Here is a 14,487-nt window from a genome sequence, read left to right as displayed (position 1 = left end):
AAGTCTTGGTATTCGCGGTATAGCTCACAGGCCTTCTTCAGCACTACAACACAACCGATGGCGGCAAGTAGGTTCTTCATGACAGTGAGCTCCTAGTGGTTTTTGCATCTTGTTATGGGGGGGCGACAAATCGTGTCGTCGCATAGAGGTGTCCAAGGTCATAGCCGACTCTCGCTGACAAACAGCTCAGTCGCTTTGAGGAGGCACTGATGGATGGCACTACGGTCAGCCTGACTACAGGTAACCGAATCGATCGACTCGGGAGAGGAAGAATTGTAATCACGGTACTAAAACATGATGGCCATTGACCAAGCTCGTCCAAAGCATTGCTGAGGACCGAGAGCGGCGAAAACGAAACCCAAACTATATTACCCTTGAAATCAAGGGCAACCTAAAATACACTTTAGCTATTACCCCTCACCCCCAGGTGCTCCCCATGCTTCCTTCGCCCACTTCTCCCGACTTTCCTGCTGCTCTGAAAGCTAGGCGCGAACTTCTTGGATTGAGCCGCGCCGAGCTGGCCCGAAAGGCCAATATTCATGGCGTGATGCCCCGTCGCTATGAAGAATCTGACTGCGGGGAATTTGCGAGCCCCCGTGCCGACACATGGAAAAAGCTGAACGAGATTCTTTATCCCGAATTCACCATGAGTGCCGGGGTACAGCAGGAACCGTCCGAGTCAACGACCAACGCCAAAACGTCAAGTTTCCCCTATGGTGTCAGCGGTTTGAGCATCGCAGAAGCGAAAGCTGGCTTGGCAATCACCTTTGGAGTGGACATCGAACGTATCGAAATCATCATTCGCGGCTAAATTACTGCACTCATCAACATACAATTACAACTTAAGGGCAACCCATGAATATCCAGATCGCCGAGTGGGATGAGGTTTCGCGAGTACTCAAGCAAAACATCGCGGTAGTTCCACCGGGACAGGAGTTCACGATTCGGCAGATTATCGGGGAACCAGCCTGGGCACCGTTGCAACGTAAGACGCGTCATGACTTTGGCCGACACGTACGGCGGAATCTTGAACAATACGGGTTGGTGTTCGCACGCATGGCCGGACGAGTACTCGTATACAAAAAGTCCCATGTCTAAACCTGGCTTGGGGGTCTCTACGAAACCAGGGGCAATTCAGTGCCCCTGTTCGGAGCGGCACCATTTGACGAATGCTTGCCACCGATCACAGTGCGCTTTGACCGTACCGAAATGACCGCCACCGAACATGTCTTTCAACGCCTGCGGCCCTGCGTAGCTCAATTGCCTGCCATAGCCGAAATTACGGCCATCGCGTCTACCCTCCAATGCCATATCGGTCACCTCATCTGCCGTTCTCCGATCCTCGCCCCACGTCATCCCGCCAAGAATGTTGAGTGTTATCAGGGATCAAGGTCCCTGCGACCTGTGGGGAATGTCCTCTACGCGGGACTGGCGGCTCCTTACGTCCGGGAGCAAGGGCATCTCATGATCTGGCCTCCTGAGCACCGTTACCGGTGGGCGGGTGGAGGCAGCACTGGCTGACGAGACCAGTGCCTGAAGATCCTGAGCCTGGTGCAAGCAGCAATGCGATGACCGGGGCATGCCTGACTGTCAGTCAGGTGCAGTCCATTCCCTGGTCTGCGGCACCATCATCTACAAGGCTGTTGCTGGTGACATCGGCGTTTGTCACGCCGATTGTCACGAGGGGGAATGCCGCAAAGCCATATGCGATAAGGGCTGCAGCAGTGGTAGAAGTGCCCGTCTCTTTCCACAGAAAGAGACGGGCACAGGTTGGCGCAATAGTCGGCCAAGCGGATAGGTTGCTGCAGGGCAGCGAGGTACGGTGTGTCTGGCGCACGAGCGCTATATGTGTAAGAGCATCCATCACATGGGTAGTGACCGTACGAGCTGCCGGATGCGAATCGTACTTGGGCTGAACCACCGCGGGAGCGGCGTGACCTTTAAGGCTCGGGTCACCTGGGGTGCTGTCATCGACAGCCTTTGCACGGCCAGTTCTACGCCTGTGGATAAACCCGGTCAAGGGCCGAAATTAAGCGCCCTTGAGGACGTGAAAAGCGGTTATCCATGGGTGGAATTCCGTGGTAAACCCCGGACAACGTCGTGGCTTTTAGCTTTGTAAAGCAAGGTCCATCCAAACAGGGCGGCTTTGCAGCCCTGTTTGGATGGACCCGCGTGAAAGCGTAGCCAGCGCCGATCTTGCAGGCTCACCCGCGATTGAATGCGCCATGACCATTTGGCAAGGCTGTGACGTTGTCGCCTACCGGATGGGCAAAATCATGCGGAGTAACATGGGCCGATCTGTTGGCATCGATGTAGTTACTCCACCACGCCATGATCAATCGGCGCTGCTCCAGAAATTGAGCCTTGTGGATATACGCGGCGCGCACGCGGTTACGCTCCTGATGGCTCATCTGCCGCTCAATCGCCGCGTCCGTCCACAGCCCTGATTCGAGCAAGGCACTACAAGCCATGGTCCGGAAACCATGCCCGCACACGTCCTTGGTGGTGTCGTAGCCCATATTGCGCAGCACCTGGTTAACCGTATTCTCCGACAAGGGTTTCCAGTATCTGTGGTCACCAGGCAACACGAGTTCAGAGAAGCGGTTCAAGCTGCGCAGCTGTTCAAGGATCTCGATGACTTGAGGCGACAGCGGCACTATCTGAATGTCCCCACTCATCTTGGTCCCGCGTGTGGAATAGCGGACGCCTTCAATCGGCTTGCGGGTATCGGGGATCTCCCACATCGCCCGTTGTAGGTCGAACTCATCCCACCGGGCGAAGCGCAGTTCGCTCGAACGCACGAACACATGCAGCGTAAGCAGCACTGCGAGCCGGGTCAGCTCGCGACCGGTGTAGTTGTCGATTCGGCTCAACAATTCAGGAAGGCGGTTCAGCGAGAGCGCAGGACGGTGTACGGTACGCGGCGCTTGAATCGAGCCTGCCAGATCGAGCGCCGGATTTTGAGTGATCTGCCGCGCCCGCTTCGCACCCCGCATGATCGTGGATGGATAGTTATGCACACGCAGCGCTACATCCATGGTGCCGCGATCCTTGATCCGCTGGGTGACCTCAAGGAGATCATGGGTGTCGAGTTCAGCGATAGGCCTCTGGCCAATCAGTGGAAACACATGGGTACGCAACCTGCTCAGCACCGTCTTGGCGTGGCCCTCAGTCCAGCGACGGGACATTTCGACATGCCACTCCAGAGCGACGGTTTCAAACAGAAGACTTGCCCGCTGAGCTGCAATCTTGGCCTTCTGCTTCTCTTCCATCGGATCAAGGTTGTCGAGCAACAGCGCCTTGGCCTCATCGCGCTTGGTCCTCGCAACGGCCAATGAAACGATGGGGTACTTGCCTATGATCAGCGTGCCTTCCTTGCCGTTGGGTTTGAAATACCGCAGCCGCCAAGTCTTCGAGCCACAGGGCGCGACGTACAGGTACATGCCCCCGCCGTCGAACAGTTTGTAAGCGCGATCACGCGGCTTGGCCGTGGCATTTGAGGTCGCTGAGCGGAATGGCTAGGCGTGGCATAGGGGTACGTTCTCCATGCAGGAAAGACGCTGTACCCCAAAAATACCCCCGGTTATTGGGGATTTTGTTGGTTCCCGACGGAGGGTCGTGGAAACGAGAAACCGGCCAGAAGGCCGGTTTAGAGGGTTTCCAAAGCATTCAGCGGAATGCAGTGAGCTGGATGTGGTGCCGGAGACAGGAATCGAACCTGCGACCTTCGCGTTACGAGTGCGCTGCTCTACCGACTGAGCTACACCGGCGTGTAGCGCAACGTACCACTGCTCGCACCCGTTACGCAAACCCCTGTTTCCGCTAGTTTATTGCCCCACCCTCAAGGCGCCTTGCACCCCTTCGGCGCTAGGTCTTCCTCGAGGTCGGTCGTACACGCCCACCCACTAGCCGAACGCGTCAGGGTCAATGCCTTGCCCAGCGCATTGGCCGGCGCATCCACCAGCGTGCAAACGATGCTCCCGCTACCATCCGCCGCCTTGCCACTAGCCGTGATCGCACAGTGCGCCGTCGCCGGCTGGCCACCCAGCGCGGCCACATCCGCAACATCCTTCCCGTCATTCAACCGCAGGTCCATCGCGGTCTTCAGCGCGCTGATCTCCAGCAACCCGGCCGCGGCCTTGGAGCGTGACTGGTGGTTGGTGTACATCGGTAAGGCGATGGTCGCCAGAATGCCGATGATCGCGACGACGATCATCAGTTCGATCAGGGTGATACCGCGTTGCCCTTTCATGAACGTTTTCCTTTTTGATACGCGTACTCGTTGAGGTCAGGCTCGACCCCGGCTGGCAGCGGCGCAGTAGGCCTGAACAGACACCTTTTGTCACCCCTGCCCGCTTGGGCGTCGTCTTCGCTGAACTACTCTAGTGAGCATCACGGACGCGCGCCCTTGCATGGACGCGGCAAGCTGTTTCCAGGCTTGTCGCACGGGCAGAAAAAGGACCTTCGCATGACCCAATCCACACTCCTCTACACCTGGCACGGCACCGACGCCAACGGCGCGCCGGTCAGTGGGCAAACGTCTGGGCGCAGCCCGGCTTATGTGCGTGCCGGGCTTATCCGCCAGGGCATCAAGGTAGCCAGTTTGCGGCCTGCCGGTGGGCTGACGTTCAGTTTGCCGAAACGGCGGGCAAAGGCCGACCCTGCGGGGTTCAGCCGGCAACTGGCGACCTTGCTCAAGGCCGGGGTGCCGCTGCTGCAGGCGTTCGAGGTGATGGGGCGCAGTGGCTGTGATGCGGCGCAGGCGGCATTGCTGGATAGATTGAAACAGGATGTGGCCTCGGGCCTGGGGCTGGCGGATGCGTTGCAGCGCCACCCGGGGTGGTTCGATGCGTTGTACTGCAACCTGGTGCGGGTGGGTGAGCAGTCCGGCACGCTCGACCGGCAGCTGGAACAGCTGGCGGGCATGCTGGAGCAGCGTCGGGTGCTGCACAAGAAGGTGCGCAAGGCGATGATCTACCCGTTGCTGCTGTTGCTGACGGGGCTGGGGGTGTCGGCGATCCTGTTGCTGGAGGTGATTCCGAAATTCGAGAGCATGTTCTCTGGCATGGGCGTGGCGTTGCCGGCATTTACCCAATGGGTGATCGACTTGTCCACAGGGCTGAGCCGGTTTGCGCCGCTGTTGCTGGTGATGGGCGTGGTGCTAGGTTTTGCCATGCGCCAGCTCTACCGGCAGCACGCGCCAGCGCGCCTGTGGATATCTCGCCGGGTGCTGGGCTTGCCGGTGTTCGGCACGCTGCTGGGGCAGGCGGCGCTGGCGCGCTTTGCGCGCAGCCTGGCAACGTCCTACTCCGCCGGGGTGCCGTTGCTGGATGCGCTGGGCACGGTGGCCAGGGTCAGTGGCGGCGACCTGCATGAACAGGCGGTGTTGCGGCTGCGTCAGGGCATGGCCAATGGGCAGGGGCTGCACCAGGCGATGGTCGCTGAGCCGCTGTTTCCGCCGCTGCTGGTGCAACTGACGGCCATCGGGGAATCCAGTGGCACGCTGGACCAGATGCTGGAAAAAGCCGCCAGCCATTACGAGGAACAGGTCAGCCAGGCGCTGGACCAGTTGACCAGCCTGCTGGAGCCGGCCATCGTGCTGGTCCTGGGCCTGCTGGTGGGCGGCCTGGTGGTGGCGATGTACCTGCCGATCTTCCAGTTGGGTAGCTTGATCTGAACATGACTTTATGGACTTTGCTGGCTGAGCAGCCAGCGTACTTTCTCACCCTGGCCACGGTGCTCGGCCTGGTGGTGGGCAGTTTTCTCAATGTGCTGGTGTACCGCCTGCCGATCATGCTGGAGCGGCAATGGCAGCGTGAGGCGCAGGAAATGCTGGAATTGCCGATCACGCCGCACGAGCGTTTCGACCTGTGGCTACCCGCGTCGCGCTGCCCGCATTGCGCGCACCGGATTCGTGCGTGGGAAAACATTCCGATCATCAGCTACCTGGCCTTGCGCGGGCGTTGTTCAGCCTGCAAAACCCGCATCAGCCCGCGCTACCCATTGGTGGAGTTAGCCTGCGCGCTGCTGTCGCTGGTGGTGGCCTGGCGCTTTGGTGCTTCGCCCGAGGCCTTGCTGGCACTGCCGCTGACCTGGTGCCTGCTGGCCCTGAGCCTGATCGATGCCGAGCATCAGTTGCTGCCGGATGCGCTGGTGCTGCCGATGCTGTGGCTGGGGCTGATCGTCAACGCCTTCGGCCTCTACATCCCGCTGACCAGCGCGCTGTGGGGCGCGGTGGCCGGGTACCTCAGCCTTTGGACGGTGTATTGGCTGTTCAAGCTGGTCACTGGCAAGGAAGGCATGGGCTATGGCGACTTCAAGCTGATGGCGCTGATCGGGGCCTGGGGTGGCTGGCAGGTGTTGCCGTTGACCTTGCTGCTGTCGTCGGTGGTTGGGGCGCTGGCTGGGCTGTGCCTGCTGCGTCTGCGCCGGCATGCCATGGGTACGGCGATCCCGTTCGGCCCCTATCTGGCGATTGCGGGGTGGATTGCCGTGCTCTGGGGTGATGAAATATACGCTTCATACACACAACTGCTTGGATTCTGATGACCACTGCGGCCTTTACCCCCTGGATTCTCGGCCTGACCGGCGGCATTGGTAGCGGCAAGAGCGCCGCTGCCGAGCGTTTCGTCGAGCTTGGCGTGCACCTGGTCGATGCCGACCAGGCGGCGCGTTGGGTTGTCGAGCCTGGCCGCCCGGCCCTGGCCAGCATCGTCGAGCGCTTTGGCGCCGGCGTGCTGCAGGCCGACGGCCAACTCGATCGCGCCGCCCTGCGCCAGCTGATCTTCGCCGACCCGGCGCAGCGCAAATGGCTGGAGCAATTGCTGCACCCGCTGATCGGGCAGGAGATTTTCAGCTACCTGGCCAAGGCGGAGTCGCCGTATGCGGTGTATGTGTCGCCGCTGCTGATCGAGTCGGGCCAGTACCAGAAGACCCAGCGGGTGCTGGTGATCGATGCGCCGCAGGAGCTGCAGGTGGCGCGTACCCTGGCGCGTGACAACACCAGCGCCGAGCAGGTGCAGGCCATTCTCAAGGCCCAGCTGGCCCGCGAGGAGCGCCTGCGCCATGCCGATGATGTGGTGGTCAATGACGGCGACCTGGCCGCGCTGCATCAGCAGATTGACCGCCTGCACCACTTTTACCTGACTTTACGAGGAGGCCAGCCATGAGCCAGCCATTGACCGTCGATTGCCCGACCTGTGGCGCACCTGTGGAATGGAACGAGAAAAGCCCGTTCCGGCCATTCTGTTCGGACCGTTGCAAGCTGATCGACTTGGGCGCCTGGGCGGCGGAGGAGCACAAGATTCCGGGGGCGGAAGAGTCCGAGGATGAGCTGTACTCGGGGGATTTGGAGCCGCGGCATTGATCCGATAGCAAGGTGTCCTTCAGGGCCCTTTCGCGGGTGAACCCGCTCCCACAAGGACCTCAGGGTTCTTAAGGCTGGTGCAATACCTGTGGGAGCGGGTTTACCCGCGAAAGGGCCAATACAGCCGCCACAAAATCACCGATCATCCTCTTTCCACGGCGCCTGCAGATACCGCGTGCGGTTGAAGGTTTCCAGCCACTCCGGGCAAAACACCACCAGCGCACTGATCACCGTGCCGTTGATAAACGCTTCGGGGAACATCATCAGCCACAGGTAGCCGACAAAATCGCTGAGCCACTCCGGCATGGCGAAGCGCCCGTCCAGCCACAACAGCCCCAACGCGGTCGACAGGCAGGCCAGCACGGTCAGTGCCGCCGGGAAGAACCCCGAACAGAAGATATACACAAACAGGTTCCGCGGCTGGGCGCGCTCGACCCCTATCGCGCACGCCTCGGCTATCAGCACCGGCAGGCCAACCAGCAACAAGCCATTCACCCCAAGCGCCGCCAGGTCCTGGCGCCCCAGCGCCAGCAAGCCGAGCTGGGCCATGAATCCGCCCAGCACCGCCAGTGGCCAGTCCAGCAACAGCGTGACCGCCGTCATGCCAATGAAGTGGTACGACACCCCGGTATCGAAATCGCGCCGCACCAACCACAAGGCAAACAGGCAGAACACCGTGCCAAACAGCAGATGCTGGCGGCGCCGGTCAGTGAACAGCTCAACCCAGCGCACCTGGCTGACCGCCCAGATCAGCAACGGCACATATCCCAGCCAGCCAAGCGTAAGGGTGGTGCCGGACAACACCTGCGCGCTGATCACCTGAGGAATGCCCCTTGCAGCCATGTGGATAAAGCCGAGTCTACACCCATTCTCGGTTTCATCTGGCAGGGGTAGCGCAACAGTGCGCCGGTACCGGGCTGATTCCTGCGCACAAACAGCATCTTATCGTCATCGATTAGCGGCTAAGCTTGTCTGCATGGATGACTCAGACTACCTGCGCCTGCTTACCATCCAGGCGGAACAAGCCAATGCCTTTCTCTCCAACGCCCGCAAGTGGGAGCGGGAGCGTTGGGTGTGCCAACGCCTGTTGCAGGGGCTGAACATCCCCTATCGCAGCGAGGACTTCACCCCGGCCGGGCAAGAACCGCCAGATGTGCTGTTCCGTGACGCTGCATTCGAGGTGTTTTTCGTGCTCGACGAGGGCCGCCGGCTCAACGATGAATGGCGCGAAGAACTGCAGCGCCGGCGCAGTGCATTCTCCCTGGCGCAGCTGGTACGCCGCGAGGCGCGCCCGCGGCGCATCAGTGCCACCGAGCTGCTGGGGCGGCTGGCGCCGACCTTGCGCAAGAAGGCGCACAACTACCGGGAACGCGGGCTGGAGCTGAACGAGCTGGACATCATTGCCTTCGCCAGCCTCAAGCGCGAAGTGCTCGACCTCAACACTCACTTCCCGCCGCCCACCGAATACCTGCGCCAAGGCTGGCGCTCGCTGTCGCTGGTCGGGCCGACCTTTGCCCGGGTGCTGTTCGCCCACCCCGACGCGCCGGACTTCCTGCGCGGCAACCTGGGCCGCAGCATTGTGTTCGACGTGGGCATCAGTCTTTGATCCAGTGCAGCGAATGTTTGCGATGGCGTACACTCGGCGCCAGAGATAGAAAGCATTATCATTTGTTTCAAGCGCTTGCGTGAACACTGTAGCGTTTACGCAGTCACAAACGTCTACCTGACGAGGCCCTACCATGACCAGCCGCCTGAATCCGGAAGATCAGCGTCGTGTCGATGAGTATCTGCGAGCCCCCCAGCACCAAGTCGAGCGCAGGCCTTTCCGGCCGTGGCTGCTCCTTGTGCTGGTGGTGGCCGTGACCATCGGGTTGGGTCTCATCAGCCGCCTGCTCAGTGGACTGGTGCTATGAGCTGCTTCGCGCTCGCCCTCCCCCCGTGCAGTTTGCGGCCGGCCCCCGGGGCCACGAATTCCGTAAACCTTATGAGATATCCCCATGACTCATCGCATCGTGATTGTCGGCGGCGGCGCCGGCGGCCTGGAACTGGCGACCCGCCTGGGTAAAAGCCTGGGCAAGCGCAAGCAGGCCGAGATCACCCTGGTCGACGCCAACCTCACGCACATCTGGAAGCCCCTGCTGCACGAAGTGGCCGCCGGCTCGCTGAACTCCTCGGAAGACGAACTGAACTACGTGGCCCAGGCCAAGTGGAACCACTTCAACTTCCAGCTGGGGCGCATGAGCGGCCTGGACCGTGAAGGCAAACAGATTCAACTGGCCGCCACCCTCGACGAAGAGGGCCGCGAGCTGCTGCCTGCGCGCACCCTGGGCTACGATACCCTGGTCATTGCCGTGGGTTCCAACACCAACGACTTCGGCACCCTGGGCGCGGCGCAGCACTGCCTGTTCCTCGACACCCGCAAGCAGGCCGAGCGTTTCCACCAGCAGTTGCTCAACCACTACCTGCGTGCCCATGCCGGTGATGTGGCGAGCGAGAAGATCAGCGTGGCCATCGTCGGCGCCGGTGCCACCGGTGTGGAACTGGCCGCCGAGCTGCATCACGCGGCCCACGAACTGGCGGCCTATGGCCTGGACCGCATCCAGCCCAAAGACATGCACATCACCATTATCGAAGCAGGCCCGCGCGTGTTGCCGGCACTGCCAGAGCGCATCAGCGTGCCGGTGCACAAGACCCTGGAAAAGCTCGGGGTGAAGGTGATGACCAATGCCGCCGTCAGTGAAGTGACCGAGGATGGCCTGAAAACCAAGGACGGTGAAGTGATCCAGGCCAGCCTGAAGGTGTGGGCGGCCGGTATCCGTGCGCCGGGTTTCCTCAAGGACATCGATGGCCTGGAAACCAACCGCATCAACCAGCTGGTGGTGCGCCCTACCCTGCAGACCACGCGTGACGACAATATCTTTGCCTTCGGTGACTGCGCCGCCTGCCCGCAACCGGGTAGCGACCGCAACGTGCCGCCACGTGCCCAGGCGGCGCACCAGCAAGCTTCGATGCTGGCGCAGAGTTTGAAGGCGCGGCTGGAGAACAAGGCGCTGCCGACCTATGAGTACAAGGACTACGGTTCGCTGGTGTCGCTGTCGCGCTTCTCGGCGGTGGGCAACCTGATGGGTAACCTGATGGGCAGCGTGAAGCTGGAGGGCTGGCTGGCGCGGATGTTCTACGTGTCGCTGTACCGGATGCACCAGATGGCGTTGTACGGGTTCTTCCGTACGGCGTTGATGATGCTGGGTAGCAAGATTGGCCGGGGTACCGAGCCGCGCCTGAAATTGCACTGACACATGCAATAGCGGTTGCCTGTACTGGCCTCATCGCCGGCAAGCCAGCTCCCACAGGGACTGCACAAGACTCGAGGTCTGTGGAGCTCCTGGTGGGAGCTGGCTTGCCGGCGATAGGGCCGGTAGCCCTCTTGCAAGACGATCGCCGAGATGCACCGAAGGGGGCATTTTTGGTTGGATAAATTCGAGGCAAAAAAAAGGCATCTCATGCGAGATGCCCTTTTTTTCATGGTGGGTCGTGTAGGATTCGAACCTACGACCAATTGGTTAAAAGCCAACTGCTCTACCAACTGAGCTAACGACCCGGAAATGGTCGGGGTGAGGGGATTCGAACTCCTGACATCCTGCTCCCAAAGCAGGCGCGCTACCGGACTGCGCTACACCCCGTGATACTTAAAGAAAAAGGGCATCTCGCTTGAGATGCCCTTTTTACATGGTGGGTCGTGTAGGATTCGAACCTACGACCAATTGGTTAAAAGCCAACTGCTCTACCAACTGAGCTAACGACCCGGAAAATGGTCGGGGTGAGGGGATTCGAACTCCTGACATCCTGCTCCCAAAGCAGGCGCGCTACCGGACTGCGCTACACCCCGAGATTGGCTCCGCGACCTGGACTCGAACCAGGGACCCAATGATTAACAGTCATTTGCTCTACCGACTGAGCTATCGCGGAACTGAACTTCGGCACATCTTTACAGCTTCGAAGCTTGTGTTAGCTTCGGTCTCTTTGGCTATCCGCTTTCGCGTTGTCGCTGCTGAGGCCGGCTATTCTACATTCTTCGTTTTGCTTGTCAACCACTTTTTTTCATTCAACTTACTGATTTGTAAGTTGTTTTGCGGTCACCGATGTTGCTGGTGATTCGCTTAGTGCCTGACAACGCGGCGTATATTAGGGGCACTCGATTTTAGATGCAAGCAAAAATTTCAAAAATTTCAGCTAGTTATCCGGGAAGCCGGAAAGGCCCGGATTTGCTGGGGCTGTGAGGGCCTCTTCGCGGGCATGCCCGCTCCCACAGGCAAAAAAAAGCCCCGCAGATGCGGGGCTCATGGTGAAACAGATCAGCCGAAGACGATTTCGTCGCCTTCCACCTTGGCGGTAATCGCCGTCCCAGGCATGAACTTGCCTGCCAGGATCAACTGCGCCAACGGGTTTTCGATCCAGCGCTGAATGGCCCGCTTCAGCGGCCGTGCGCCATACACCGGGTCGTAACCCACGGCAATCAGCTTGTCCAACGCCTCCGGGCTCAAGCTCAGCGACAGTTCGCGCTCCAGCAGGCGGCTGCGCAGGCGGCCCAGCTGGATTTCGGTAATGCCGGCAATCTGCTCGCGGCCCAGTGGCTCGAACACCACCACTTCGTCGATACGGTTGATGAATTCAGGACGGAAGTGCGAACCCACCGCATCCATCACCGCCGCACGCTGTGCCTCGCGGTCACCCACCAGTTCCTGGATCTGCGCCGAGCCCAGGTTGGAGGTCATCACGATCACGGTGTTGCGGAAGTCCACGGTGCGCCCGTGGCTGTCGGTCAGGCGGCCGTCTTCCAGCACCTGCAGCAGCACGTTGAACACATCCGGGTGGGCCTTCTCCACCTCGTCCAGCAGCACCACCGAGTATGGCTTGCGCCGTACCGCCTCGGTCAGGTAACCGCCCTCTTCATACCCTACATAGCCTGGTGGGGCACCGATCAGGCGAGCCACGGAATGCTTCTCCATGAACTCGGACATGTCGATGCGCACCATCGCCTCTTCGGTGTCGAACAGGAACTCGGCCAGCGCCTTGCACAGCTCGGTCTTGCCCACCCCGGTCGGGCCGAGGAACAGGAACGAGCCACTCGGCCGGTTCGGGTCGGACAGCCCGGCACGCGAACGGCGCACGGCGTTGGCCACCGCGGTTACCGCCTCGCCCTGGCCGATCACGCGCTGGTGCAGCAGCTCTTCCATCTTCAGCAGCTTTTCACGCTCGCCTTCGAGCATCTTGGCCACCGGGATACCGGTCCACTTCGACACCACTTCGGCAATTTCTTCCTCGGTGACCTTGTTGCGCAGCAACTGGTTCTCGGTCTTGCCGTGCTGGTCGACCATCTGCAGGCTGCGCTCCAGGTCCGGGATCACCCCGTACTGCAGCTCGGCCATGCGGCTCAGGTCGCCTTTGCGACGGGCGGTCTCCAGCTCCTGGCGGGCCTGCTCGATCTTTTGCTGGATCTGCGCCGAGCCCTGCACCTCGGCCTTCTCGGAAGCCCAGATTTCTTCCAGGTCGGCGTATTCACGCTCCAACCGGTCAATTTCCTCGGTCAGCTTCTCCAGGCGTTTTTTTGCCGCTTCGTCTTCTTCCTTCTTCAGCGCCTGCGATTCCACCTTCAGCTGGATCAGGCGACGATCGAGGCGGTCAAGCACTTCCGGCTTGGAGTCGATCTCCATGCGGATGCGGCTGGCCGCTTCGTCGATCAGGTCGATGGCCTTGTCCGGCAGCTGGCGGTCGGTGATGTAACGATGGCTGAGCTTGGCCGCAGCAATGATGGCGCCGTCGGTGATGGCCACCTTGTGGTGCACTTCATAGCGCTCCTTCAGGCCACGCAGGATGGCGATGGTGTCTTCCTCGCTCGGCTCCTCGACCAGCACCTTCTGGAAGCGGCGCTCCAGGGCCGCGTCCTTCTCGATGAACTGGCGGTACTCGTTCAGCGTGGTGGCGCCAACGCAGTGCAGCTCGCCACGGGCCAGGGCCGGCTTGAGCATGTTGCCGGCGTCCATGGCGCCCTCGCCTTTGCCGGCGCCGACCATGGTGTGCAGTTCGTCAATGAACAGGATGATCTGGCCTTCCTGCTTGGACAGCTCGTTCAGCAGGCCTTTGAGGCGCTCTTCGAACTCGCCGCGGTACTTGGCACCGGCAATCAGCGCGCCCATGTCCAGCGCCAGCAGGCGCTTGCCCTTGAGGCCGTCGGGCACTTCACCATTGATGATGCGCTGGGCCAGGCCTTCGGCGATGGCGGTCTTGCCTACGCCAGGCTCACCGATCAGCACCGGGTTGTTCTTGGTACGGCGTTGCAGCACCTGCACGGTACGGCGGATTTCGTCGTCACGGCCGATCACCGGGTCCAGCTTGCCTTCTTCGGCACGCTTGGTCAGGTCGACGGTGTACTTGTCCAGCGCCTGGCGCGATTCCTCGGCGTTGGCGTCGTTGACGGCCGCGCCGCCGCGCAGGTTGTTGATGGCATTTTCCAGGGCCTTCTTGGTCACGCCCTGGCTCAACAACAGCTTGCCGAGCTTGCTGTTCTCGTCCATGGCGGCCAGCAGCACCAGCTCGCTGGAAATGAACTGGTCACCCTTCTGCTGGGCCAGGCGGTCGGCCTGGTTGAGCAGGCGCGCCAGGTCCTGCGACATGTTCACGTCGCCGGTGGGGTTCTGGATTTTCGGCAGCTGGTCGAGTTCTTTCACCAGCGCCTGGCGCAGGCTGTTGATGTCGAAGCCTACCTGCATCAGCAGCGGCTTGATCGAACCGCCCTGCTGCTCGAGCAGTGCCTGCAACAGGTGCACGGGCTCGATGGCAGGGTGGTCCATGCCAACGGCCAGGGATTGGGCATCGGATATTGCAAGCTGCAGCTTGCTGGTCAAACGGTCTATTCGCATGGGGTACCTTCCTTTAAAGGGCAGGTCGGAGCGATGGACAGCGCCTGTTTATGAAGAAACCTGCCTGAGATGACCTTATAGATAAGGCTGATTCTGGAAGATTCAAGCGTAGCGGGGTTGACCGGGGTCAACCTGTTGGATTAGTGCTGGGCCATTCGCGGGTGAACCCGCTCCCACAAGTACTGCACCGCTCTCAGGGCCTGT

General features: G+C 60.8%; 11 protein-coding genes, 6 tRNA genes and 2 pseudogenes. 8 read left to right on the top strand and 11 right to left on the bottom strand.

Annotated features, from left to right (window positions below):
- Positions 1–304: 304 nt before the first annotated feature.
- Complete coding sequence (locus tag CAG34_RS22770) at positions 305–811, top strand: helix-turn-helix transcriptional regulator (RefSeq protein ID WP_143516528.1); 507 nt, start codon at positions 305–307, stop codon at positions 809–811.
- A gap of 329 nt (positions 812–1,140) precedes the next feature.
- Here the strand turns inward: CAG34_RS22770 and CAG34_RS29285 are convergent.
- The 4 genes and pseudogenes from CAG34_RS29285 to CAG34_RS22745 form a co-directional block, all read right to left on the bottom strand.
- Positions 1,141–1,311: pseudogene (locus CAG34_RS29285) on the bottom strand (integrase); the annotation flags it as partial.
- An 893-nt stretch (positions 1,312–2,204) separates the two neighbouring features.
- A pseudogene (locus CAG34_RS22755) lies at positions 2,205–3,531 on the bottom strand (tyrosine-type recombinase/integrase).
- Positions 3,532–3,694: 163 nt separating this feature from the next.
- Positions 3,695–3,770: transfer RNA gene (locus tag CAG34_RS22750), tRNA-Thr, on the bottom strand.
- A 71-nt stretch (positions 3,771–3,841) separates the two neighbouring features.
- The gene (locus CAG34_RS22745) at positions 3,842–4,252 is read right to left on the bottom strand and encodes a pilin (protein WP_085592530.1); all 411 of its coding nucleotides are present in this window, start codon (positions 4,250–4,252) and stop codon (positions 3,842–3,844) included.
- A gap of 216 nt (positions 4,253–4,468) precedes the next feature.
- Between CAG34_RS22745 and CAG34_RS22740 the strand changes: the two genes are divergently transcribed.
- The 4 genes from CAG34_RS22740 to yacG are packed head-to-tail and all read left to right on the top strand — an operon-like array spanning position 4,469 to position 7,366.
- On the top strand, positions 4,469–5,677 hold the full coding sequence (locus tag CAG34_RS22740; RefSeq protein ID WP_085592528.1) for a type II secretion system F family protein: 1,209 nt from the start codon (positions 4,469–4,471) through the stop codon (positions 5,675–5,677).
- Between the two features lie 2 nt (positions 5,678–5,679).
- Positions 5,680–6,546: an A24 family peptidase gene (locus tag CAG34_RS22735; protein ID WP_085592525.1), complete on the top strand. Its 867-nt coding sequence runs from the start codon at positions 5,680–5,682 to the stop codon at positions 6,544–6,546.
- Positions 6,546–7,169, top strand: coding sequence for a dephospho-CoA kinase (coaE, locus tag CAG34_RS22730; protein ID WP_075043664.1), 624 nt, complete (start codon positions 6,546–6,548; stop codon positions 7,167–7,169). The genes CAG34_RS22735 and coaE overlap by 1 nt, the downstream gene beginning before the upstream one ends.
- Positions 7,166–7,366: a DNA gyrase inhibitor YacG gene (yacG, locus tag CAG34_RS22725; RefSeq protein WP_003260624.1), complete on the top strand. Its 201-nt coding sequence runs from the start codon at positions 7,166–7,168 to the stop codon at positions 7,364–7,366. Before coaE ends, yacG begins: the two co-directional genes overlap by 4 nt.
- Before the next feature lie 135 nt (positions 7,367–7,501).
- Here the strand turns inward: yacG and CAG34_RS22720 are convergent, their stop codons facing one another.
- On the bottom strand, positions 7,502–8,209 hold the full coding sequence (locus CAG34_RS22720; protein WP_085592523.1) for an energy-coupling factor ABC transporter permease: 708 nt from the start codon (positions 8,207–8,209) through the stop codon (positions 7,502–7,504).
- A 133-nt stretch (positions 8,210–8,342) separates the two neighbouring features.
- On the opposite strand from CAG34_RS22720, the gene CAG34_RS22715 reads away from it, so the two are divergent.
- The 3 genes from CAG34_RS22715 (at position 8,343) to CAG34_RS22705 (ending at position 10,659) form a co-directional block, all read left to right on the top strand.
- Entirely contained in the window at positions 8,343–8,972 is a 630-nt protein-coding gene (locus CAG34_RS22715) for a DUF1780 domain-containing protein (protein ID WP_013970766.1), read from the top strand.
- A gap of 133 nt (positions 8,973–9,105) precedes the next feature.
- Entirely contained in the window at positions 9,106–9,279 is a 174-nt protein-coding gene (locus CAG34_RS22710) for a DUF3094 family protein (RefSeq protein ID WP_013970765.1), read from the top strand.
- An 84-nt stretch (positions 9,280–9,363) separates the two neighbouring features.
- Positions 9,364–10,659: an NAD(P)/FAD-dependent oxidoreductase gene (locus CAG34_RS22705; RefSeq protein ID WP_025337608.1), complete on the top strand. Its 1,296-nt coding sequence runs from the start codon at positions 9,364–9,366 to the stop codon at positions 10,657–10,659.
- Between the two features lie 229 nt (positions 10,660–10,888).
- On the opposite strand, the gene CAG34_RS22700 is transcribed toward CAG34_RS22705, so the two are convergent.
- The 6 genes from CAG34_RS22700 to clpB form a co-directional block, all read right to left on the bottom strand.
- A tRNA-Lys gene (locus CAG34_RS22700) sits at positions 10,889–10,964 on the bottom strand.
- 5 nt (positions 10,965–10,969) lie between these two features.
- Positions 10,970–11,046: transfer RNA gene (locus CAG34_RS22695), tRNA-Pro, on the bottom strand.
- 47 nt (positions 11,047–11,093) lie between these two features.
- A tRNA-Lys gene (locus tag CAG34_RS22690) sits at positions 11,094–11,169 on the bottom strand.
- Positions 11,170–11,175: 6 nt separating this feature from the next.
- Positions 11,176–11,252: transfer RNA gene (locus CAG34_RS22685), tRNA-Pro, on the bottom strand.
- A gap of 4 nt (positions 11,253–11,256) precedes the next feature.
- A tRNA-Asn gene (locus CAG34_RS22680) sits at positions 11,257–11,332 on the bottom strand.
- A 386-nt stretch (positions 11,333–11,718) separates the two neighbouring features.
- Complete coding sequence (gene clpB, locus CAG34_RS22675; RefSeq protein WP_025337607.1) at positions 11,719–14,283, bottom strand: ATP-dependent chaperone ClpB; 2,565 nt, start codon at positions 14,281–14,283, stop codon at positions 11,719–11,721.
- Positions 14,284–14,487 lie beyond the last annotated feature (204 nt).

It is taken from the genome of Pseudomonas sp. B14(2017) (genome assembly GCF_002113255.1).
Lineage (GTDB): Bacteria > Pseudomonadota > Gammaproteobacteria > Pseudomonadales > Pseudomonadaceae > Aquipseudomonas > Aquipseudomonas putida_Z.
The sequence above is the reverse complement of the archived record's forward strand: the minus strand, read 5'-3'. Positions and strand labels throughout refer to the sequence as shown.